This is a genomic window from Domibacillus sp. 8LH (genome assembly GCF_038806185.1).
Taxonomy (GTDB): Bacteria; Bacillota; Bacilli; order Bacillales; family Domibacillaceae; genus Domibacillus; species Domibacillus indicus_A.
The window spans coordinates 67,917-88,710 of record NZ_JAVJNG010000007.1; the positions used below are offsets into that span (position 1 = coordinate 67,917).

Below are 20,794 nucleotides of genomic sequence, written 5' to 3' on the forward strand. Positions count from 1 at the left end.
TCCTTTCTGCCGTTCGTATAATCAGTCTATCTGTTTTTGTTGTACCCATACACTGGAAGGTTCATTCTTTTATACGGGAAATTATTTCTCCTAAAATGAACCATATGTCTATCAGAAGAATAAAAGAGAATGATATAATAAAAATATTCTGAAATTAAAAAGGGTGAAAAAATGGCGCTTCTTCACTGTCAATTCTACTCTGACGTTTTACAATTAAGTACATCCATGACGGTTATTCTTCCCCAGCAAACCCACTCACAGACCGGTATGCAAAGCCAAAAAAACAGCAGTAAACATCAGACACTTTATTTGCTTCATGGACTGAGTGATGATGATACGATCTGGACACGCCGGACCTCTATCGAACGGTATGTAGCACCGCTCGGACTTGCTGTGGTGATGCCGCAGGTACACCATAGCTTTTATACTGACATGGCGTACGGAAGCCGGTACTGGACGTTTTTAACAGAGGAACTGCCGGCCATAGCACAATCTTTTTTTCCGTTATCCGATGCCCGGGAGGATAATTTTGTCGCGGGGCTTTCAATGGGAGGCTACGGGGCATTGAAGTGGGCGCTGTCACAGCCGGGGCGGTTTAGCGCAGCAGCCAGTTTGTCCGGGGCAGTCGATATTGTAAGCCGGGTGGAAGAGGGAAGCCGTGACCGTTTGTTTGAGCTTGTTTTTGGAGACGGGCAGGTAACCGGCACGAAGCATGATTTGTTCACACTGCTGGAAACAGCGCAGCACGCCCTCGAAAAGCCGGCCCTGTATCAATGCTGCGGCACAGAAGACTTCTTGTATGAAGACAACCTCCGTTTTAAAGAAGCATGTGACAAAACATCTTTTGATGTAACGGTACAATTTGATTCGGGATCGCATGAGTGGGGCTATTGGGACCGGAAAATTCAAGATGTGCTCCAATGGCTGCCACTGAAAAACTAACTGCATGGGGGGAAAGCTATGTCAACAGCACGCGTTATAACGGGAATTTGGAGAAAGCATGAAGAAACAAAAGAAAATCCGAAAGAATCCTCGCTTAAAACCCGCTATTACCGGAAAAGCCGCGAGTCGCTTATTAACGACATAAAGAAGGTTGTTCAAAACGGTAAGTTTGCCGGATGGGCGCTGTTGAATGAAGACGTAGCGAGAGGAGAAATCATGCTTGAAAAAGGGGCATATGGCATGGTTATCACCATTTACAACATTACACCGATGCAATCTGCCATTGATGTCTACTGCTCAAAAGAAGGAATGCTTGGCGACTTTGGAAACAGCTATCGGTACATTCTTGAATTTTTCAACGCGCTCCGGACAGAAGCAGAGCCGGAATCCTAAAAAAGCAGCTGGGTAAAGCCCAGCTGTTTTTTTTGTGTCCTTGCATGGAGATTTAAATAAGCGCTACAATGTACGAAATTAGAATCAAAGAAAGAAGGAAGCAGGATGGCAACCATTTTAGATGTAGCGAAGAGAGCCGGTTTATCGAAAACAACCGTATCCCGTGTAATCAACAATCAAGATTATGTATCCGAAGAAAACCGTGCCCTTGTGCTGCAGGCGATGAAAGAACTCGATTATCATCCAAACCCGGCTGCCAGAAGATTAAGAGGACAGCTGACGATGACGATTGGGGTTGTGGTTCCAGCTGTTACCGACCCCTTTTTCGCTTCTTTAACCGCAGCTGTTGAGCAAACGGCGTATGAAAAGGGCTATAAAACGATGATATGCCAGAGCAGCGGAGACAAAGAAAAAGAACGGCTTTTTTTTAATCTGCTGAAAACAAAGCAGGCAGACGGTATCATCATAGCCGCTTTAGAAAACGATTGGAAGGACGTTCAGCCGTTTACGAAGCACGGCCCGATTGTACTGTGCAATGAAGATATTCCCGAACCGTCTGTTCCGGTTATTAAGTTTGATCAATTAAGTGGAACGTATGCAGGCATTAAACATTTGATTCAACAAGGGCATCAAAAGATTGGTTATTGCACCGGCGCTCTTTTTGCTGAAAAAGGAAGAGACAAGGACCGCAACCAGGGCTACCAAAAAGCAATGGCAGAAGCAGGACTCTCTATTAATCCTGCATGGATCTTCGTCGATCGGCATACAACCGAAGATGGAAAGCAGCTGCTTACTCATGTTATGAATATGGAAGATCGGCCTACTGCTGTTTTTACGGGAAGCGATGACATTGCCGCCGGCATGATCACACAAGCAAACGAGCAGGGGGTCCGCGTTCCAGAAGATCTGGCGATTATGGGTTTTGGCAACCAGCCGATAGCTCAGTGGATCACTCCGACATTAACAACAATCCAACAACCTGCTGATGGTATGGGTCAAAAAGCGACCCATGTCATATTAGAGCTTCTTCACAATAACCAGGCAGAGATGGAGCCATACGAGCTGCCGAGTGACATTATTGTTCGAAAATCTACTTAATTGCGGGATTTTTCCCCGCAATTTTTTAAAAAACAGTATGGTAACGATACCAACGCTGATTTTATAGGGGTTATATTTTTAAAAATAGTTTATTCCAATTTATTGAAAAAGGGAGTAAAAGAGCCGAAAAACCGCCTCCGGGAACGATACCACACGCGATTTAACGTGTAGTAAAATTAATTATTGAAGCATAATGCGGGTTTTGACTTGTTGGGCTTTAAAAATACATACTGTAGAGCTGGATATTCATTTTTAAAATTCCATTAGAAGATAATTTTTTGCTTATTGGTATCCAGAGTTAGTTTTTTGTGCGAAGTGTATAGTAGTGTGCAGAAGAAAGAACAAAAATCAGTCTTTGAAGAAATATATTTTCACTAGAAAATAAGATATCGTGAAAGCAGGGAGAGGATCACAACATGTATTTAGATGAAAGAAGCGCTTCTTTGCTAAAACTGCTACAACATTCTCCTATTTGGAAAATGAATGACTTAGAAGAAAAGACGGGATTAACACGCCGGCAGATCCAATACGGGTTTGGAAAAATTAATGATTGGCTTTGTTTCAATGGATATAAGGAGATTCAATATAGCCGCAGGGTCGGTTATTCTTTGCCGGCGGATCTTCAATTAAAAGAGCAGGAGATTCGATTTTCTAAAAAAGTATATACATTCTCAGAAGACGATCGAGAAAAAATGTATTATTTTATGATTTTACTGAGCAAGGATCCTTTATCGGTTTACCACTTTCAATCGCTGATGGGTGTTTCAAGAAATACCGTTTTGTCAGATATTCAGCGTCTGAAAGAAAATGCCAAAGCTCGTGGTCTTGAAATTTTGTATTCCAAGCAGGATGGTTATATCTCAAAAGGAACCGTTCGTCAAAAACGTTATGTAATTGAACATCTTGTCCATGAAGTGCTGCACCATATAAACGGTGAAATGGTTATTGATTGTATGTGGGCGGATAAGAAAAAACAGATAAGTACCATTCGAAGTGAGCTTGAACAAATTGAGAAAAAAATGGGGATCACATTTACTGATGAACAGCTTCATGAATTTACGTACTGGTTTTTATGTACAGATCAGTTTATTGAAAAAGGAGAAATATTAGACCTGGAAGACAGCTGGAATCCTCTTTTATCTTCTCGGGAATACGAAATAGTCAGCCAGCTGATCGAATCCCCTGCTTTTTATGGTGATTGGAATCAAACGGAGATTTTATATGCAACACTTCATTTGCTTGGCATGAACCGTATAAGAGATTTTTCGCTTCTTCATGAGGATGAACAAATTCGGCCTCTGTTGACCGGTATTGTAGAGGAGTTCGAACGGCTCGCGTGCGTCCATTTGCACGATAAACAGCAACTGTATAAACAATTGTATGTGCACTTTCGTCCGGCATATTATCGGATGAAATATGGGTTTTCTCAAACTAATCCATTAACTAAACGGGTGCAGGATATATATCCAGAACTTCACCATCTAACCAAAAAATCAATGCAGGTGCTGGAAAGAGAAATAAGACGATCAATACCTGAAGACGAAATTGCCTACTTTACCATTCATTTTGGCGGCTGGCTCCGCAAACAGGGAACCACGTTGGATGAACGGAAAAAAGCAATTGTTGTATGTCCAAACGGCATAGGGATTAGTAATATTCTTATTTATACTTTAAGAGAGTTATTTCCCGACATTTTGTTTTTGGACGTACTGTCCGTTCGTAAAGCAGCGGAATATCCTCTTGCTGTTGACCTAGTTTTTTCGACGGTTCATTTACGGACATCATCCACATTGTTTGTGGTTCCGCCTATTCTATCAGCAGATGACAAACATAAACTCAGACAGCAGGTCATGCAGGAATTATATGGATATGCTTTGCGGGAAATCGACCTTTCATCATTGCTGTCCATTATCTCGAAGTACGCGACTGTCCATGAGCCGGAGCAGCTGGAAAAAGCGCTGCAGGCAAACATGTACACGCATCAAGTGAATAAACATTCCTTAAAGGAGGTAGAGAAACCCGTGCTTGAAGAATTGCTGACAATGCAGACGGTTCAAATTAAACGAAATGTGGCGGACTGGAAAGAAGGCATCCGTACTGCGTCTCAACCGTTAGTCGATATTGGAACAATTGAAGAGCGATACGTTGATGCAATGATTCAAACGATTGAAGCAAACGGCCCTTACGTTGTGATCACACCAAATGTGGCGATTCCACATGCTCGTCCTGAACAAGGAGTCCGTTCTTTATCCATGAGTCTTTTAAAGCTTGATGAGCCAGTTTACTTTGCACCAGATAAACCGGTTCATCTGATCATCGTGTTAGCTGCGGTAGACAATGACTCACATTTAAAAGCACTTGTCCAATTAACTCAGTTGCTGGGTGAACCGGCCAATATTGAAAAAATGATTAAAAGCTCGAAACCAGCTCAATTGATGGAATACATTCATAAATATTCTAAGGAGGAAACAAAATGAAAATCATGGTCGTATGCGGAAATGGATTAGGAAGCAGCTTTATTATGGAGATGAACGTGAAAAAAGCGTTAACAGAGATGGGGAAAACAGCAGACGTTGATCATACTGATTTAGCTTCAGCTAAAACAGAACAAGCGGATATCTTTATTGGAGCAGCTGATATTGTCGGTCAGCTTAATGACGGAAGCCGAAAAATTGTTACGCTAGAAAACATGATGAGCATACCTGAAATCAAATCGAAATTGGAGCCACTTTTAGGATAAGTAATGAGGAAGTCGTATATAAAGGGGGTTGAAAAGCATGTTAGACGTAATTATGAATGACATTTTAGGCACGCCTTCCATTTTAGTTGGCCTATTTGCGCTTATTGGGTTGTTACTTCAGAAAAAATCAAGTGCGGATATTGTCTCAGGAACGCTGAAAACGGTAATGGGGTTTGTTATTATTGGGGCTGGAGCATCCGTTTTAACAGGATCTTTAAATATATTTAGCAAAATGTTCGATCATGCATTTAATGTGCAGGGAGTCATTCCTAATAACGAGGCGATCGTAGCTGCTGCGCAAAGTGAATTTGGTACAGCTACAGCACTTATTATGGTTTTTGGAATGATCGTGAACATTCTATTAGCAAGGTTTACACCTCTCAAATATATTTTCTTAACTGGGCATCATACACTTTTCATGGCTTGTTTAATTGCGGTCGCCTTGTCGGTGGGCGGTCTTGATGGACCTGCTCAAATCATAATTGGCTCTGTTTTGCTTGGATTATGTATGGTCATCTTTCCTGCTATGCTTCAGCCGTACGTTCGTCAAATAACAGGGAGTGACGATTTTGCGATCGGTCACTTTGGTACAATCGGGTATTTTGTGTCTGCAACGATTGGAAAATGGGTGGGCAACAAAGAAAAAACGACTGAACAAATCAAAGTTCCGCAATCGCTAGGCTTTCTGCGCGACACTTCTGTTGCGGTTTCCTTGACGATGACAATATTTTTTATTGCAGTCGCTTTATTTGCTGGTCAAAGTTATATCGAAACAGAGCTTTCAGGCGGCTCGAATTTTATTGTCTTCTCTTTTATTCAAGCAATAACATTCGCTGCAGGTGTTTATATCATTCTTGCTGGCGTGCGTATGCTGATCGCAGAAATAGTACCGGCTTTTAAAGGAATTGCCGATAAGCTGGCTCCAAATACAAAACCGGCACTTGATTGTCCGACTGTTTTCCCTTTTGCGCCGAATGCCGTCATTATTGGATTTTTATTTAGTTTTTTAGCTGGACTCTTATCCATGTTTATTCTCCCGGTTATTGGATTAAAAGTTATTGTTCCGGGACTGGTCCCTCACTTTTTTACCGGAGCAGCTGCAGGTGTTTTCGGAAACATTACAGGAGGGCGCCGTGGCGCAATGGCTGGTGCTTTTGCAAATGGAATTATTATCAGTTTCCTTCCGGCTGTTTTGCTTGTTTTGCTTGGAGACATCGGATTCGAAGGCACTACTTTTGGAGACTCTGATTTTGGTATAGTGGGTATTTTAATTTTAAGTATCATGAAATTATTTGGACTAGCTTAACGAAACTTAAAAGTGAAAATGATTTGTATTTGCCAGCAGCTTATGATGTTATAAACAAGTAAGCTGCTGGTCTTTTTATTTACATACCCTTTTTCAACGAGGTGATTCAACCATGTATAAAGCAATTGTTTTAGATTTGGATGGAACAACATTAACGGAATTTAACACGGTGAACGATACACTGACCGATTATGTGGCAGAACTTCGGCAAAGCGGCATGCTCGTGTTTATTGCTACGGGCAGGACATTAAAAGAAGCGAGGGATGTGCTGCCGCCGCTTTTTAAAGTAGACGGCATCGTGACAGCCAACGGCATGTCCGCTTTTTTAGGCGAGAAACAAATTTCACAGCACACACTGCCGCCGGAACTGGTGCAGAAACTGGCCTTGAAGGCAGGAGAATGGGGCATTTATTATGAAATTCATCCGAACGAGGGACCGCGGACGGCACTTGAGAAAGACCAGGCGTTTATGACAGAGATTGCAACAGAGCCGAAGCCTGAGGCCGTTCACGAGAATGAATGGCTGTCCCGCCAGGAAGCGGTTCAGTCTAAGATCCAGTGGACGAGTGAGCTGCATGCCGAGAATGCAGCGAAGATTTACTTTTTCAGCCGGGACAAAGCGGTAATGGATGGATGGAAGGCAGAGTTGGAACAGGTAAAAACAGATATCGCTTTTACGACTGCTTCGTCTACACACCATAATGTGGAGGTAACAGTAGAAGGAGTTTCAAAAGCAACGGGTGTGAAAAATCTGCTTGATCGCTTTCATTTGAAGAGAGAAGAGATATTGGCAGTAGGCGACGGAGAAAATGATCTGCCGCTTTTCGAGCTGGCCGGTTATTGTGTGGCCATGAAAAACGCCACGGATTTTGTGAAGCAGCAGGCAGATGAAGTAACGGAGTTTTCCTATAAAGAAGATGGATTGTACCGCTTTTTAAAGAAAAAGCTCGTCTAAAAAAATAAAGAGAAAAGCCTAAAGGAGTTTATCCTTTAGGCTTGAGAGTGTAGACAAAATAAGAAAGCAGGCTGATTGAAAACGTCTGTCTCTCCAGGAACGCCGCCGGCTGGGAAGCGGAGTGACCTTTTCGGGGTCATGAGCATTCACAGCTGGCAAGTGACGCCGAAAGCGGGCGTTTGTCAACAGCCTGAGCCTAAAGGAGTTCATCCTTTAGGCTTTTCGTGTTGGTTAAGACTGTTTGCGGAAGCGAAGTGCTGCCACAGTAGTAATAGATGCAAGCGACAAGCCGGCTCTCAGCCACATATATGGCATATTAGGCTGAGAGCCGCCAAGACCGGTTTGCGGCATTTCTTTCGGCATTGCTTCGCCGGAGAACTTATCCGGGAACTGATCCACAATAGCCGCGGATAATCCTGCCGCCGGCATGCTCATGTGGGCGTATGCTTCACGGATGGAGCTGTATGCTGTTTCATAGTCACCCGCAACGTAGGAGTCAAAAGCCTGGAGCAGCTGATCCACGTACATTGTCAAGCCTTCTTCAAGGTCTGCTGCCGGTACGCGTCCTTGTGTGGCTGTATCAAGGAAAGCGGCCTGCTCTTTAATGTACTCATCAAGGTCTGCTTTTGCTGCTTCCTGGGCTTTAATATCTTTTGCGCCTGTCGCTTTCACGTAATCCACAAAGTAGCCGATATGAGAATTCCAAATTTTTGCAAACTGAGCTCCTGCTTCTTCACCGTAAACAGATGCTACAGAGGCAGACAAGTCATCTGCATTAGCGGTCAGGGCTGCAGCAGCCTGCTCAAAGCTTTTCGCTCCATCGGCTCCGTCCTGCATCGCCATAGCAGCCAGGCCGGCATGCTCGGTAAATACAGAGTTTAATTGCGAGCGAAGGTCAATGGCTGGTGTGTTAGGATTCGAGTTTTTAAACTTGTCCGGGAATTGATCGGCAATGGCAACTGATAATGTTTCAGCAAACATGCTCATATGATGGGTGGCTTCGCGCTCATGTGTGTATGCCGTTTCAAAATCGCCTGCTGTATATGCATCAAATGCGCCGACGAGCTGGTCAAGGTGCATGGACAGCCCTTCCACAAGCGCTGATTCAGGAAGGCGGTCTTCTGTGGCTGTTGCGAAAAAAGCAGCTTGTTCTTTTTTGTACTCTTCCAATTTATCAAGTGCTGCCTGTTTCGCTGCTTCCTCCCCAGCGCCTGTCGCTTTTACATAGTCAACAAGATAGTTGATGTGAGAATTCCAGATGTCTAAAAACTGTTTTCCGGCTTCGTCTCCATAAACGGATGAAACGGCGGCAGCAATATCATCGGAGTTGGCCATAAGCGCCGCGGCCGTTTGGTCAAAATCTTTTGCACCATCTGCGCCTTTACGCATCGCTTCAACCGCTAGAAAAGCGTGCTCTGTTAAAGCGGTATCCAACGTGATGCGAAGCTCTGCTGCTGGTGTTGCTGTACTTTGTGAAGCGGCTGCTGCTTTGTTTTGATGACTCATTTCATGGTGCTGTTCACCGCTGTCTGCAAATGCGGCAGTTGGGACAACGAGTGAAAATGCAAGCGGGGCGATAAGGAATTTTTTGTTCATTTTTCTTTTGTTCAAATTAAACCTCTCCTTTTTTAACATAGGATTTGTTGTTCTTGTAATAGCTAGCGGAAGAAGATTTGGATTGGATCACTTTTTTATAAAATTTTTTAAAAAGAAAAAAAGAAAAAAGCAGCGTGCAGTAAGAAAATATTTTTTTATAGGGAGCACATTTTGCTGTTTCCGTAAGAACACAAGCGGGTATGGTGGGGGAGGGGGTGGGCCTATTGTCTGAATTAAGCCGTGATCACATAGAACAATTGTATGGAAGATATTCATTGTTAATATGGAATGTTGCTTATGCAGCTTTGGGAGATACATATTTATCGGAGTGGGTCGTTAGACTTGTTTTTCAAGAAATAAGAAGAAACCCGGATGATCTAGCAAACGAAAAAAAGCAATCTATTTATTTTGTGAAACTGTGCCGGGAAAAAATGATGTATATTCAAGCAGAGGTTCAAAAAAAAGCGTGAATGATGGCTGCCAGACAGCGGGCCTTCATTCACGCTTTTCGGTTAAGAAAGAAAAACAGCTCCGTAAATAAGTGAAGACAGGACGACCAGGCCGGGATGGATTTTTCTTTTTTCCATCAGCCAGTAGCTGCCTGCCGCCAGAATGAAAATATGCAAAGGGCTGATTTGAACGTATGAGTCGAAAAAAGCTTGAAACGCCATCACACCAAGTAAAACAGCAATAGTCGGCTTTACATAAGCGGTCATTCGTTTTACACGCGGGGAGGTCCGGTTTTTGTACAAAATGCCCATCAAAGAGATCATTAATAGAAGAGAAGGCAGTACAGTGGCCAGCACCGCCAGCACGGCACCCAGCCAGCCTCCTTCCTGGAATCCGATATAACCGCCCATCTTCGTGGCGATGGGGCCGGGCAATGCATTGCCCATTGCGAAAGCTTCGTTAAATTCCTGTACGGTCATCCACCCATAGCGGTCCACGACTTCTTTTTGAATAAGCGGGATTGTAGCTGGGCCGCCGCCGTAGCCAAGCAGATTCGTCATGAAAAATACCCAGAAAATATGCAAATAAATCATGCGGGCCGTCCTTTCTTTTTGTCAGCTGTTTTATCTTTAACCGGCTTAAAGAAAGCAAACAGCAGCAAAGTGGCAATTAAAATAGCAGGATGAATATGAAGAAACTCAATCAATAAAAGTCCAATTACAACATGAACAGCGACCGTTCCCCACTTCAAGCCTTTCATCGAGCTTTGAAGAAAATCTTTTGTCAACACGGCCAGCATGATGCCGACGACGGGCAAAACGCCCCGCGTCATTCCCTGCACCCAGGCCAGGTCTTTAAAAGCCGCTAAGGTCGTCAGCAGAAAAATCATTAATAAAATGGTCGGCAGAATGGTCGCTAAAATCGCATTGATCGTGCCGAGTACCCCGCCGACCCGGTATCCAATATAGCCGGCCATCTTTGTATTAATGGGGCCTGGAAGCGTGTTTCCAATCGCTAAAATGTCTCCAAATTCTTCATTATCCATCCATTTAAACCGCTCGACCACTTCTTTTTGAACAAGTGGGATAGTCGTCGGACCGCCGCCGTAGCCGAGCATGCTGCTGCGGAAAAAAGCGATAAAAATATCGAGCTGCTTCATAAAAACATCCTTTCTATCATCGTGGTGAAAGTGAAACACGTTCAGAAGAGATTTTGTATTGCCAAACCAATTGTATTGTTTAGTACATCTTAACATTCGGATTGTAATAAAAAAAGATAAAATGATTACGTTTCGAATAAAATCTATGGGAGATTTTCTGCCGAAAATGAACAAGAGGCTGTTTTTTTTCTTTATGCTGTTCCTATCAATTTATGAAAAGGGGTACCGTACATGAAAAAAACACATCCTGCAGTTGTTATTTTTCTTTTTTTCCTTGGCTGGGTCTTTATGTATGCAGATCGGAATATTCTTTCACCTGTTATGGGAAGTATCGGTGAAGAGTGGAGCCTTGATAAATCGCAGCTTGGCTTAATGTCAACGGTGTTTTTCGCTGCTTATGCTGCGATGCAGATTCCAACCGGCTTTTTGGCAGACAGGTTTGGCCGTGTAAAAGTGCTCGTCATTGGCTATTTAATATTCGGCGTGGCAACCTATTTAAGCGGGATGGCGGCAACCTTTCTTGTATTTTTAATGATGCGCGCGCTGACGGGGCTTGGAGAAGGAACGTATTACGGCTCCCAGTACGGCATTTCTTCTACGATTACACCTAAAAAATACCGGGGCCTTGTATCAGCCCTGATCAACAGCGGGATGGCCTTCGGTATTTCACTTGGTTTTATGGCGTCCAGTTATTTTACGTACACTTTAAATAAAGGATGGCAGTATCCGTTTTACGTGTTTGCGGTACCGACTATTATCGTTGCCATCTTAATTGCGGTTTTTGTACGGGATGACACACATAAGAAAAAAGAAGCATCAGCGGAAAAAGCAGAAAAGCTGGATATGAAAAAACTGTTTACGAAAAATCATATTCTTGTCTATGTGCTTATTTTCTGCTCGCTTTATGGATTTTTCGGCATGCTCACATGGCTGCCTTACTATTTGCAGACGGTCAGAGGCGTAGAAGCTTCCCAGACAGGCATCATTGCTTCATTGGTGCCATGGGCTTCCATTCCAGGCGCTATCTTATTTGGCTTTTTGTCCGATAAAATTAAAAACAGAAAGCCGTTGATTATTTCACTGGCGCTGGCCGGGGCTATCTGTCAATTCGCCATTCCATATACGGAAAACTACTCGCTTTTGCTTGTAGGTCTTGCCCTGTACGGACTGCTTGGAAAACTGGCACTAGATCCGGTGCTGATCTCGTATATGGCTGATATTACACCGCCTTCTATGTATTCAAGAGTGTACGGCTTTTTTAACTTCAGCGGCATGCTGTCTTCAATTTTTGCTCCCTACATTACCGGCTTTTTTGCAGATGTGACCGGGAAATTGGAGTTTGGTTTTTATTTATCAGGGGCACTGCTTATTTTCGGAGCGATTATGTTCCTGTTTACCGATCATAAAGGCAGCCAGGAACAAGAAGGCCAAGAATTTACAGAAAGTGAGAAAGTGGTGTAAAGAAGGGAGACAACAAAAAAAGAGGCTGCCCAGCAGCCTCTTTTTTATATGTGAAAATCGTTTGCTATGTGATTACAGTTTCATGCCCATTCGGCTTTTGTACCGTTTAATTAAAATCTGGCAGTCAACACTTACGACGCCCTGAAGCGGATACAGCTTTTCTGCTAAAAAGCGCTCCATCTCCTGATTGTCTGTAAAAATCCCATGCATATGAAGCTTGCTGGGACCGGTCATATGATACAAGCTTGTCACAGCCGGTTCATTTTGAAGGTGGTCAGCCACTTTTTCTAAAAATTGAGGCTCTACTTCTACATTGAAAAAAGCAGATACGTGCATACCGATCTTTGCCGGATTAATGACGGTTGTGAATTTTTCAATGACACCCTGCTCCATTAAGTTATTAATTCTGGCTTGAACAGCAACACGAGAGAGGTCCACTTGCTTTGCGATGTCCGTGTAGGAAATGCGGCTGTTTTCATGCAGAATAGACAAAATATGTTTGTCTATTTCGTCAATATTCAAGTCGGGAATGCTGTATTTTGATAACATACTCTGTCAGCTCCATTATAAAAGTAGTGCGCGTTTAGTGTATCACGATCTGTTTATGTGTATAAACTTTTAAGCAGAAAAAGACCGACCGCCAGCTTCTATCATAGTGGAACGAGAAAAAAGAATACACCCATTTGGCAGGTTTTCTGTCCATAAAAAAAGAACCTGCTCAGGCAGGTTCCAGGCTGCTGACAAACGCTCGCTTTCGGCGTCACTTGCCAGTTGGGAATGCTCATGACCCCAAAAGGTCATTCCGCTTCCCAACTGGCAGCGTTCCTTGAAAGCCAAACGTTTTCAACCAGCCTGCTTTCTAACTTTGGCTGCACGCTGTACATGCTCAGTCAGGTTCTTCTTTTTTATAAAAAGCGCTGGCGTATTTCCGGTGATGGAAGCATACAGTGGTCGCTTTTTTTGCCAAACCATTTGTACCGGTTTGCCGCCACATAATCATATACGAGATTGCGAAGCGGTGCTGGAACGGCTGCCAGGGCATAAAGCAATTTCCATGCTCCATCCAGGCGGCGTGCTACCCTTAAAGCAGCAGTTGATTTAATATAAGCCTGTCCATCTTCTACAAGCACAAAACTATCAAGGTCTTCTGGTATGTTGTGCTCTTTTAGCAGCTTTTGGCCGACATCACTTTGAAGCGATGCGTAATTAAAATAGCCTTTCGAATCACGCTGTATAATAAATTGAACGCTGGCATCGCAAAAATTACAATCCCCGTCGAATAAAACGATTGCTGTCATGATTAAATTCCTCCTCATTTAAGCAGTCTGCTCTTATTAGTCTAACCGATTTTTCCCCTCTTCAAACTATAGACCAAAATGAAGGTGATTCAGGACAAAAGTTTAATTAAAAAATACTCATTATTTTTCCGATAAAGTTTACAAGGTATCCAAAAAGGAGACTTAAGTAATATTCGCTATTTTTAGTGTTTATTTTTGATGAAAAGGAGTATATACGCATGCCGGAAAGCTGTATTGAATGCCGGGTTCCCATTCGATTTTATGAACCGGGCCGCCTGTTTATTTCAAATGAGAAAGATTGGTCATTTATCGATTTTCAAACGATGAAAGAAGCGGAGAAAAAGCTTCAAACTGTTCAGGAGAAGCAGGAAGGGACGTTAATAGGCGGGATCGGGCGTCCGGATGACGAGGCGCCGCTTCGCACCGCACCCATTGGAGAAGTGGCAGAATGGTTTTCTCACCAGGAAGTGATCCGTGTCATTGAAAAGAGCCAATTTGTCAGCTTTCTCCAGCCGATTGTTGACGCAGGCACCGGCAGCATATACGGATATGAATCGCTTCTGCGGACAAACAAAGAAGCGGCAATCCCGCCGGGCCGTCTGTTTGCTGCCGCTCAAAAGCTGGGCATGCACTCCTACTTGGATAAGCAGGCAAGAGAAAGTGCCATCATTGCCCGTAAAAAATACATCCGAAATGGACAGAAAAGCTTTATTAACTTTTTGCCTTCCACCATTTACAATCCGGAATTCTGCCTGCAGCATACGTTTCGGATTATCGAAAAATACAATGTAAATCCTGGCGATCTTGTGTTTGAAGTGGTTGAAACGGAGAAGATAGAAGATATTGAGCACCTAAGAAAAGTGCTGAATGTTTATAAGCAAGAAGGCATTAAAGTAGCGCTTGACGACGTCGGGGCCGGTTTTTCTACGATTGAAATGCTTGAGAAGCTAAGGCCGGACTACATTAAAATTGACCGTTCGTACGTCTCGTTTTGTGATCAGGACGGGGATAAACAATTATTTATTGAAAGAGCGCTGAAAACGGCGTCAAATCTGGGAATTAAAACACTCGCAGAAGGCATTGAGCGCAAAGAAGAATATGAGTATTGTCTTGCGGCAGGCATCCCGCTTGTGCAAGGATATTACTTTGGAAAGCCCTCTGCAGAACCTACAGCGGGTTAAAAGAAAAACCGTCCGGCTTAAGAGCTGCTGGACGGTTTTTTGAGTGATTGACTAAACACGAACACGCCTGCTGCTACAAGAAGAAAGCCGGTCCCTATGAAGCCTTGCAGCGGGGAAAGAGCAAGAGCACCGGTTACGGAAGAACCTGCCACCACGCCAAGTGAGAAAAAAGCATAAAAGCAGCCATACGCCCTGCCCCTGCTTTCCACTGTGACAGCGTCCACAAGCAGGGAATTAATCGAAGGAAATAAAAAAGCGAAGCCGACTCCATATATAGCCATTATGCTATGAAGAAGGACAGGCACTTCCGCCTGGCTGATAAGCAGAAGGCTCACGCCCATCATGGCCGCTCCGAACGGAAACGTTTTTTCCGGCCTTAGCCGGTCAAACAGCCGATTAACCGGAGAAAGAAAAACGACAATGGCTGTTAATCCAAACGTGCTGAGGAGCAGGCCGCTTGTCTGCGCTCCATAGCCAAGCCGTTCTACTTTAAGCGGCAGCATATAAGCAAGCACCCCCTGGGAAAACATAAGCAGAAAAGCGCCGATAAATGCTTTGCGTACGAGGGGGCTTCTGAAAAGGACAAGAAGCGGAACGCTCGCTGTTTGGGATGAAAGAGGAACAGCGGGCCGCTTTTTCTTCAGCATCACCATGGCCGCGCTCCCAAGTACCGTCATTACCACCCCTATGACGGCCAACACATATATTTCACTTGTGCGGCTGGCTAAAATGCCGCTGAAAGCTGGACCGGCAATGGCCGCTATGCCGATAAAAGCACCGGAAACAGCAGCGCCCTGGCCTTTTTTTTCATTTGCCGTATGATTGGCCAAATAAGTAAAAGCGGCTGGCGTAATGAACCCGGCAGCCAGGCCATGAACAAAACGAATGAAAAGCAGTGTCCATGCGTTTACAGCTGCCCCATAAAAAAGCAAGGCTGCACCGGTCGACAGCAGGCCGATAACCAAAACGGTAAAAGGCCCGAGCTTGTCCGTCCAAAAGCCGGACAGTATATTGCCGATTGTATTAGAAAAAGAATACATGCCAACAGCCAGTCCTATTAAGAAGGGCGCCGCACCGAGTGATTCGGCAAGCGGGCTCATAATAGGCAGCTGGGCAAAAAGGTCAAAAAAAGAAAAGAAGACAATAAGATACACAAACGCCCGCATCATCGGCCGCCTCCGTTCGATCAATCGCTCATTTTACTATAGCATGGGCCGGGAACAAAAAGAAAATGAAACAGACTCCGCCAATGGAACGTATAAAAAAATAAACGAAGGCGGGAGGCAATGAATAAAAAAGCAGAAAAAAAGCGCAAAGATAAGTGGGATACGGCCCATGTTTTGCTTGAACTCATTACTTCTGGCGGGGAACTCGTTATATACGGGATCCGGGCTCTCGTGCGCTGGTGGAATTAAAGATGGCTTTGCATAAAAGAGAAAAAGCCCTTTATTCAACGATTGTTGCTGAAGTGTTTTGAAAATACAGAGTTTAAAAACTTTACATGACGGTGAATATTTTCCTTTCGATTGGGTAATTATTACTAAAAGGCTAAAAAGAAAAGTCATGCAAAGGAAGTGACAGCCATGGGAATAGCAGCAGATCGGTGTATTTTTAAGCAGGAGCTCACGTTGTTGTACATGGACTATGCACGCTGCCACAACGGCGCTATCAAAAAACAAATTGCCAAAGACATTGAATTGCTTCAAAAAGCGATCGCGCTTATTTTATAAAAAAAAAGCATCCGGCTTTCACCGGATGCTTTTTTATTTGCTTTTTGACTTTTTAGCAGAACTGTTTTTGCCTCCGCTGGATGATGTAGCGGAAGGAGCAATAGACAGTGCTTTGTCTGCTTTCTCAAGATCGTGTGTGACCTGCTCTTCTATGTCATACGCGTGATACATTTCATTATCAATCATATACTGGGCCATTTTATCATGCAGGTCAATTGCGTTATCAAGTTCTCGACGCAGCAGCTGCTTCACTTCTGGCGTAGCTGTTTCTGTAATGGCTACGGCTAAATTTCGTACACCGGCTTTAGCCGTAATAAGAAAATCAGTCGCGATGGCCAGGTCGTCGAGTACCACATCTTTTTCACTTTTTTTTGCCATCCATGCTTACCTGCCTTTCGCTGTTTGTTTTTGGTCGTCTTCGAGCACAGATTGTAAATCTTTAATCGCTTTTTTAGAAAGCTTAATATCTTCCTTCAGCAATTTTTTTAGATTTGAATCCTTGACAAGGTCAAGCATGGCGGTGCTTTTTGTCAAGCAGGCTGTTTTAAATAAAAGAACTTCATGAACTTCCAGCTTCTCATGCATTGCTAACGATTTGGCCATGCTCATCACTCCTTTTTATTTATCGGTTGCTTTTCCGTCTAAATCATGGTGAATCGCAGTCGGAGGAACAGCCGGCATCGGTTTTTGACCTTGCGGCGCTGGATCTTTTAAATAGACATAGTCACCGGTTCCATCTGGTGCACTGCCTTTTGCCCAGCGTCCTTCAGCAGATTCCGATCCTTCTGAAAGATCCCAGAACTCAAACGCGTGCGGCTGTGCTTCCTGCTCTGCTTCTGGAGGAAAGGAGGCCGGCACGGCTACGCCGTTTTTCTCTTCCAGCTCCGCAATGGCTTCCATCCATTGATATTGGTGATAGCGGTCACGGGCGAGCATTTTACGGAATACAGCCCGGACGCCTTCGTCTTTTGTCATATGGTAAAGGCGTGCAACCTGCAGGCGTCCTTGAGATTCAGCGTGCAGATTGGAGCGCATATCAGCAAGCAGGTTGCCGCTCGCTACAATATAGTTTCCGTTCCACGGCACACCGTTTGAATTGGTTGGCAGGCCGCCAAGTCCGCTCACAAGCAAGTGCTGCGGATTCATACCGCCCATAATGGCAGCGATGGCGGGGTCTTCCGCTGCTTCGGCCTGTGCCTCTGGCGATGCCCCATCTAGAAGCTGGCTGATCAGGGCGCAAAGCATTTCCACGTGCCCAATTTCCTCCGTACCGATATCCATCAGCATATCCTTATACTTTTCTTCTCCCCGGCAGTTAAAGCCCTGGAACAAATATTGCATCATGACGGTCATTTCACCAAACTGGCCGCCGAGCACTTCTTGAATCTGGCGGGCAAGCAGCGGGTCTGGACGTTCTACTTTTACTTCAAACTGTAATTCTTTCTGGTGACGGAACATAAAAAAATCCTCCTTCAGCATCATAGAATGTTGTGTCTTTATTTGTCGTACCCCCCTTTCCTGCTCCAAAATCCTTAAGTCGAAAAAATAGGAAAAAAATCACTTGCGTAAACAAGTAATAAATTAGTTGTAATTGCATGAACATTGTGAAAGAAGGGTAACCATGATAGAGTGAAAGTGTACATAAGAATTGGAGGGACTCTGCTATGCCATTGCTTCGTTTTGATGTCATCGAAGGAAGAACTGAAGAAGAGCTGAAAGGGCTGCTTGATGCGGCTCACCGGGGGATGCTCAAAGCATTTCAAGTACCGGAACGTGACCGCTATCAAATTGTTCACCAGCATCCGGCTCATGAAATGATTATTGAAGACACCGGACTTGGGTTTGAACGCTCAAAAGATGTCGTGGTAATCAGTATTGTAAGCAAGCAAAGAACAGAAGAACAAAAACAGAAGCTGTATCAGTATATTGTGGAAGAATTGCAGGAAAGCTGCGGAATCGATCCAAAAGATGTCATGATTTCTCTTTCCATCAATGGAGATGCCGATTGGAGCTTCGGATTTGGTAAAGCGCAGTTTTTAACAGGTGATCTTTAACCTACCATCCATTTCAGATGCTTTCTGAAATGGATTTTTTAAGTGCTTTTTAAAAGCGGGTCTTGCCCTTTTTGGAGGATCGAGCCGGAAGTGGCGGGAATGACCGATCCGTATATAAATAAACAAAATCATTTATTATAAGAAGAAGTACAAACAGGCTCTATTTTGTCAGCGCTGACAAAATAGAGCCTGTTTTTTTTTAATAAAAAATCATTTGCAACCACATTTTTTTCCGAGTAAAATATGAAAAACTAGTGAGAGAATTCACAAATGCCGACAGAGCAGAAAAAAATAAAGGGGGAAGCGGCATGACAAATGCACTGAAAAGATTGATCGAAACAGCACAGCGCCCGGAGGAAGCGGATATTATTATTCAAAACGGGACAGTGGTAGACGTTTTTTCACTTGAAACGTTTCAAGCGGATGTTGCGATCAAAGATGGCTGCATTGTCGGCATCGGCACGTATCCAACAGGAAAAAAGATCGTAGATGCGTCGGGCAAGTATGTGATGCCGGGCTTTATCGATGGCCATATCCATATTGAATCAACGATGGTGACACCGTCGGAGTTTTCGCGGGCTCTTATTAAACACGGCGTGACGACCGTTGTAACAGACCCACATGAAATTGCCAATGTGGCGGGACGAGTTGGCATCGACTTTATGCTGGAGGATGCAGCCGGGACGGATGTTGATATTTTAATGAAGCTGCCTTCCTGTGTACCGGCAACCCCGTTTGAGCAGAACGGTGCCACGTTAACGGCGGATGACCTGCGCCCATACCTGCCTCACAAAAATGTGATCGGCCTGGCAGAAGTTATGGATTATCCTTCTGTTTTAAATGGAGACACAGGCATGCTTGCCAAAATTGAGATGACAACAGAAGCAAATTTAACTGTAGACGGTCATGCGGCGGGACTGCCGGATGCAGCGTTGAACGTTTACAGCACAGCCGGCATCCGCAACGACCACGAAGCCGTAACAGCAGAGGAGGCGGTTGCGCGTGTACGCCGGGGGATGCATGTTCTTGTACGGGAAGGTTCAGCTGCTAAAGACCTGCTTGCCCTCCTGCCGGCTATTCATGAGCGGAACAGCAGCCGGTTTTCTTTTTGTACAGATGATAAACATTTGGATGAGCTGGCCGAAGAAGGAACCGTTAATTTTGCGGCACGCCTGGCAATCGAGCATGGGCTCGATCCACTGATTGCCATTCAAATGGCGACGATCAATAATGCGGTATGCCACGGCTTGAAAAACAAAGGAGCCATTGCTCCTGGATACACAGCAGATATTTTGATCACGGGCAGCTTGAAGAAACTTGAGCCGGAAACGATTATAAAGGACGGCCGGGTGCTGGATCTAGCTGCTTCTAAAAGCCGCCGTGCCGCCGTGCCAGAATCGGTTCAATCATCGCTTAATATAAAGAAGGTTACGAAAGAATCCTTGCAGATTCCGCTGAAGGACGGACAAAAAGCCATGATCATCGGCGTTGTACCGGGACGGATTATTACAAATAAAATAGAAGCCGATGTAAAAGTAGAAAATGGCTTTTTCGTGCCGGATGCAGCGCGCGATCAGCTGAAAATTGTGGTGTGTGAGCGCCACCATGCAACCGGCAGCATCGGCGCAGGTATCGTCAGCGGGCTCGGACTGAAGCGGGGTGCGATTGCGTCAACCGTCGCACATGATTCACATAACCTTGTCGTAGCCGGAACAAATGATGAAGACATTTTGGCAGCCATTGAAGCGTCAGAGCGCATGCAGGGCGGCCTTGTCATTGTAGAAAACGGAAAGGTTCTGGCATCAGTTCCTCTTCGTGTCGGCGGCATTATGTCAGAAAAGCCGTATGAAGAAGTGATCGGGGAGCTGCATCACCTGCATGAACAGCTGTCTCTTGTAGCGGAGGAGTCACAAAATATTTTTATGATTTTATCTTTCCTGTGCCTGCCCGTTATTCCAAGCTTAAAGCTGACAGACAAAGGATTGTTTGATGTAGATGCTTTCCGCCATATTGAAGTAGGAATTCCGGAGTGACGTCATTTACAGAAGATGTCGTTCGTGTACTTAAAAGTATTCCAGAAGGTGTTGTTGTCACATATGGACAGGTAGCACGTCTGGCGGGAAGTCCCCGTGCTGCCCGCCAGGTAGTCCGCATTTTGCATTCGATGGGTGAGAAACATAATCTGCCCTGGCACCGGGTTGTAAATGCCCGGGGTGAAATAAACGTGCCGGGTGAAGAAGCAAAAACCGAACAGCGCCGCCGCTTAAGGGAAGAAGGCATTTCTTTTACAGAAGATGGGCGCGTCGATTGGAATAAAATAACTGAAAAAGCGGATCAGCCAAAAAAGGGCTGATCCGCTTTTTGGGCTGTTTACAAGCCTGCCCGGCAGCTCCACCCTTTTTTTGGTATAGTGGAAGTGAAAAAATATGGA

24 protein-coding genes are annotated in these 20,794 nt (G+C 44.5%); 15 read left to right on the forward strand and 9 right to left on the reverse strand.

The genetic code is table 11. The features are described from left to right. The first annotated feature begins 171 nt into the window (after positions 1-171). From RG959_RS11185 to RG959_RS11215, 7 genes are all read left to right on the forward strand, one after another. Positions 172-942: an alpha/beta hydrolase gene (locus RG959_RS11185; protein ID WP_342797181.1), complete on the forward strand. Its 771-nt coding sequence runs from the start codon at positions 172-174 to the stop codon at positions 940-942. Between the two features lie 18 nt (positions 943-960). Beyond that, the gene (locus tag RG959_RS11190; RefSeq protein WP_342797182.1) at positions 961-1,335 is read left to right on the forward strand and encodes a hypothetical protein; all 375 of its coding nucleotides are present in this window, start codon (positions 961-963) and stop codon (positions 1,333-1,335) included. A 105-nt stretch (positions 1,336-1,440) separates the two neighbouring features. Continuing rightward, positions 1,441-2,433, forward strand: coding sequence for a LacI family DNA-binding transcriptional regulator (locus tag RG959_RS11195; protein ID WP_342797183.1), 993 nt, complete (start codon positions 1,441-1,443; stop codon positions 2,431-2,433). Positions 2,434-2,849: 416 nt separating this feature from the next. Next, on the forward strand, positions 2,850-4,910 hold the full coding sequence (locus RG959_RS11200; protein WP_342797184.1) for a BglG family transcription antiterminator: 2,061 nt from the start codon (positions 2,850-2,852) through the stop codon (positions 4,908-4,910). Next, complete coding sequence (locus RG959_RS11205; protein WP_046175533.1) at positions 4,907-5,173, forward strand: PTS sugar transporter subunit IIB; 267 nt, start codon at positions 4,907-4,909, stop codon at positions 5,171-5,173. Before RG959_RS11200 ends, RG959_RS11205 begins: the two co-directional genes overlap by 4 nt. Positions 5,174-5,210: 37 nt before the next feature. Continuing rightward, complete coding sequence (locus RG959_RS11210) at positions 5,211-6,479, forward strand: PTS ascorbate transporter subunit IIC (RefSeq protein ID WP_342797185.1); 1,269 nt, start codon at positions 5,211-5,213, stop codon at positions 6,477-6,479. 112 nt (positions 6,480-6,591) lie between these two features. After that, complete coding sequence (locus RG959_RS11215) at positions 6,592-7,434, forward strand: HAD family hydrolase (RefSeq protein ID WP_342797186.1); 843 nt, start codon at positions 6,592-6,594, stop codon at positions 7,432-7,434. Positions 7,435-7,665: 231 nt separating this feature from the next. Here RG959_RS11215 and RG959_RS11220 read toward each other — a convergent pair whose 3' ends face one another. Further along, positions 7,666-9,045 (reverse strand): copper amine oxidase, encoded by a 1,380-nt coding sequence (locus RG959_RS11220; RefSeq protein WP_342797187.1) that lies wholly within the window; start codon positions 9,043-9,045, stop codon positions 7,666-7,668. A gap of 209 nt (positions 9,046-9,254) precedes the next feature. On the opposite strand from RG959_RS11220, the gene RG959_RS11225 reads away from it, so the two are divergent. Next, positions 9,255-9,500 carry a hypothetical protein gene (locus tag RG959_RS11225; RefSeq protein WP_342797188.1) on the forward strand — a complete coding sequence of 82 codons (246 nt, stop codon included), beginning with the start codon at positions 9,255-9,257 and terminating at the stop codon, positions 9,498-9,500. Between the two features lie 42 nt (positions 9,501-9,542). On the opposite strand, the gene RG959_RS11230 is transcribed toward RG959_RS11225, so the two are convergent. Next, positions 9,543-10,073, reverse strand: coding sequence for a chromate transporter (locus RG959_RS11230; RefSeq protein ID WP_242235193.1), 531 nt, complete (start codon positions 10,071-10,073; stop codon positions 9,543-9,545). Further along, on the reverse strand, positions 10,070-10,639 hold the full coding sequence (locus RG959_RS11235; RefSeq protein ID WP_342797189.1) for a chromate transporter: 570 nt from the start codon (positions 10,637-10,639) through the stop codon (positions 10,070-10,072). Before RG959_RS11235 ends, RG959_RS11230 begins: the two co-directional genes overlap by 4 nt. Positions 10,640-10,870: 231 nt before the next feature. Here RG959_RS11235 and RG959_RS11240 point away from each other — a divergent pair, with 231 nt between their 5' ends. Beyond that, positions 10,871-12,100 (forward strand): MFS transporter, encoded by a 1,230-nt coding sequence (locus tag RG959_RS11240; RefSeq protein WP_342797190.1) that lies wholly within the window; start codon positions 10,871-10,873, stop codon positions 12,098-12,100. Between the two features lie 72 nt (positions 12,101-12,172). On the opposite strand, the gene chrS is transcribed toward RG959_RS11240, so the two are convergent. Together chrS and RG959_RS11250 are read right to left on the reverse strand one after the other, a co-directional pair. After that, complete coding sequence (gene chrS, locus RG959_RS11245) at positions 12,173-12,649, reverse strand: chromate efflux transcriptional regulator ChrS (RefSeq protein ID WP_242235200.1); 477 nt, start codon at positions 12,647-12,649, stop codon at positions 12,173-12,175. Between the two features lie 356 nt (positions 12,650-13,005). Further along, entirely contained in the window at positions 13,006-13,398 is a 393-nt protein-coding gene (locus RG959_RS11250; protein WP_342797191.1) for a thiol-disulfide oxidoreductase DCC family protein, read from the reverse strand. A gap of 218 nt (positions 13,399-13,616) precedes the next feature. Here RG959_RS11250 and RG959_RS11255 point away from each other — a divergent pair, with 218 nt between their 5' ends. Further along, a complete protein-coding gene (locus RG959_RS11255; RefSeq protein ID WP_342797192.1) occupies positions 13,617-14,579 on the forward strand; it encodes an EAL domain-containing protein in 963 nt (320 codons plus the stop codon). 17 nt (positions 14,580-14,596) lie between these two features. Here RG959_RS11255 and RG959_RS11260 read toward each other — a convergent pair whose 3' ends face one another. Continuing rightward, entirely contained in the window at positions 14,597-15,748 is a 1,152-nt protein-coding gene (locus RG959_RS11260) for an MFS transporter (protein WP_342797193.1), read from the reverse strand. A gap of 117 nt (positions 15,749-15,865) precedes the next feature. On the opposite strand from RG959_RS11260, the gene RG959_RS11265 reads away from it, so the two are divergent. Both RG959_RS11265 and RG959_RS11270 read left to right on the forward strand, forming a co-directional pair. Continuing rightward, a complete protein-coding gene (locus tag RG959_RS11265) occupies positions 15,866-15,994 on the forward strand; it encodes a hypothetical protein (RefSeq protein ID WP_315693489.1) in 129 nt (42 codons plus the stop codon). 168 nt (positions 15,995-16,162) lie between these two features. Continuing rightward, positions 16,163-16,309 carry a hypothetical protein gene (locus RG959_RS11270; protein WP_242235207.1) on the forward strand — a complete coding sequence of 49 codons (147 nt, stop codon included), beginning with the start codon at positions 16,163-16,165 and terminating at the stop codon, positions 16,307-16,309. Positions 16,310-16,342: 33 nt separating this feature from the next. Here the strand turns inward: RG959_RS11270 and RG959_RS11275 are convergent, their stop codons facing one another. Genes RG959_RS11275 through RG959_RS11285 form a run of 3 tightly spaced genes read right to left on the reverse strand, consistent with a single transcriptional unit; the run spans position 16,343 to position 17,767 of the window. After that, positions 16,343-16,687 (reverse strand): spore coat protein, encoded by a 345-nt coding sequence (locus tag RG959_RS11275; RefSeq protein ID WP_342797194.1) that lies wholly within the window; start codon positions 16,685-16,687, stop codon positions 16,343-16,345. A gap of 6 nt (positions 16,688-16,693) precedes the next feature. After that, positions 16,694-16,912, reverse strand: coding sequence for a spore coat protein (locus RG959_RS11280; protein ID WP_242235209.1), 219 nt, complete (start codon positions 16,910-16,912; stop codon positions 16,694-16,696). A gap of 15 nt (positions 16,913-16,927) precedes the next feature. Next, the gene (locus RG959_RS11285) at positions 16,928-17,767 is read right to left on the reverse strand and encodes a manganese catalase (RefSeq protein WP_342797195.1); all 840 of its coding nucleotides are present in this window, start codon (positions 17,765-17,767) and stop codon (positions 16,928-16,930) included. Between the two features lie 206 nt (positions 17,768-17,973). Here RG959_RS11285 and RG959_RS11290 point away from each other — a divergent pair, with 206 nt between their 5' ends. From RG959_RS11290 to RG959_RS11300, 3 genes are all read left to right on the forward strand, one after another. Beyond that, positions 17,974-18,363 (forward strand): tautomerase family protein, encoded by a 390-nt coding sequence (locus RG959_RS11290; RefSeq protein ID WP_315693482.1) that lies wholly within the window; start codon positions 17,974-17,976, stop codon positions 18,361-18,363. Positions 18,364-18,671: 308 nt separating this feature from the next. Continuing rightward, positions 18,672-20,396 (forward strand): adenine deaminase, encoded by a 1,725-nt coding sequence (gene ade, locus RG959_RS11295; protein ID WP_342797196.1) that lies wholly within the window; start codon positions 18,672-18,674, stop codon positions 20,394-20,396. Further along, complete coding sequence (locus RG959_RS11300; protein WP_342797197.1) at positions 20,393-20,716, forward strand: MGMT family protein; 324 nt, start codon at positions 20,393-20,395, stop codon at positions 20,714-20,716. The genes ade and RG959_RS11300 overlap by 4 nt, the downstream gene beginning before the upstream one ends. Positions 20,717-20,794 lie beyond the last annotated feature (78 nt).

What these genes read in the sequence shown, in the direction of transcription:
- RG959_RS11280 (WP_242235209.1), bottom strand. Translation starts at nt 16,912, where the DNA reads ATGGCCAAATCGTTAGCAATGCATGAGAAGCTGGAAGTTCATGAAGTT.
- RG959_RS11215 (WP_342797186.1), top strand. Translation starts at nt 6,592, where the DNA reads ATGTATAAAGCAATTGTTTTAGATTTGGATGGAACAACATTAACGGAA.
- RG959_RS11275 (WP_342797194.1), bottom strand. Translation starts at nt 16,687, where the DNA reads ATGGCAAAAAAAAGTGAAAAAGATGTGGTACTCGACGACCTGGCCATC.
- RG959_RS11240 (WP_342797190.1), top strand. Translation starts at nt 10,871, where the DNA reads ATGAAAAAAACACATCCTGCAGTTGTTATTTTTCTTTTTTTCCTTGGC.
- RG959_RS11200 (WP_342797184.1), top strand. Translation starts at nt 2,850, where the DNA reads ATGTATTTAGATGAAAGAAGCGCTTCTTTGCTAAAACTGCTACAACAT.
- RG959_RS11285 (WP_342797195.1), bottom strand. Translation starts at nt 17,767, where the DNA reads ATGTTCCGTCACCAGAAAGAATTACAGTTTGAAGTAAAAGTAGAACGT.
- chrS (WP_242235200.1), bottom strand. Translation starts at nt 12,649, where the DNA reads ATGTTATCAAAATACAGCATTCCCGACTTGAATATTGACGAAATAGAC.
- RG959_RS11265 (WP_315693489.1), top strand. Translation starts at nt 15,866, where the DNA reads ATGAATAAAAAAGCAGAAAAAAAGCGCAAAGATAAGTGGGATACGGCC.
- RG959_RS11270 (WP_242235207.1), top strand. Translation starts at nt 16,163, where the DNA reads ATGGGAATAGCAGCAGATCGGTGTATTTTTAAGCAGGAGCTCACGTTG.
- RG959_RS11190 (WP_342797182.1), top strand. Translation starts at nt 961, where the DNA reads ATGTCAACAGCACGCGTTATAACGGGAATTTGGAGAAAGCATGAAGAA.
- RG959_RS11250 (WP_342797191.1), bottom strand. Translation starts at nt 13,398, where the DNA reads ATGACAGCAATCGTTTTATTCGACGGGGATTGTAATTTTTGCGATGCC.
- RG959_RS11290 (WP_315693482.1), top strand. Translation starts at nt 17,974, where the DNA reads ATGCCATTGCTTCGTTTTGATGTCATCGAAGGAAGAACTGAAGAAGAG.
- RG959_RS11255 (WP_342797192.1), top strand. Translation starts at nt 13,617, where the DNA reads ATGCCGGAAAGCTGTATTGAATGCCGGGTTCCCATTCGATTTTATGAA.
- RG959_RS11210 (WP_342797185.1), top strand. Translation starts at nt 5,211, where the DNA reads ATGTTAGACGTAATTATGAATGACATTTTAGGCACGCCTTCCATTTTA.
- RG959_RS11260 (WP_342797193.1), bottom strand. Translation starts at nt 15,748, where the DNA reads ATGATGCGGGCGTTTGTGTATCTTATTGTCTTCTTTTCTTTTTTTGAC.
- RG959_RS11195 (WP_342797183.1), top strand. Translation starts at nt 1,441, where the DNA reads ATGGCAACCATTTTAGATGTAGCGAAGAGAGCCGGTTTATCGAAAACA.
- RG959_RS11230 (WP_242235193.1), bottom strand. Translation starts at nt 10,073, where the DNA reads ATGATTTATTTGCATATTTTCTGGGTATTTTTCATGACGAATCTGCTT.
- RG959_RS11185 (WP_342797181.1), top strand. Translation starts at nt 172, where the DNA reads ATGGCGCTTCTTCACTGTCAATTCTACTCTGACGTTTTACAATTAAGT.
- ade (WP_342797196.1), top strand. Translation starts at nt 18,672, where the DNA reads ATGACAAATGCACTGAAAAGATTGATCGAAACAGCACAGCGCCCGGAG.
- RG959_RS11205 (WP_046175533.1), top strand. Translation starts at nt 4,907, where the DNA reads ATGAAAATCATGGTCGTATGCGGAAATGGATTAGGAAGCAGCTTTATT.
- RG959_RS11235 (WP_342797189.1), bottom strand. Translation starts at nt 10,639, where the DNA reads ATGAAGCAGCTCGATATTTTTATCGCTTTTTTCCGCAGCAGCATGCTC.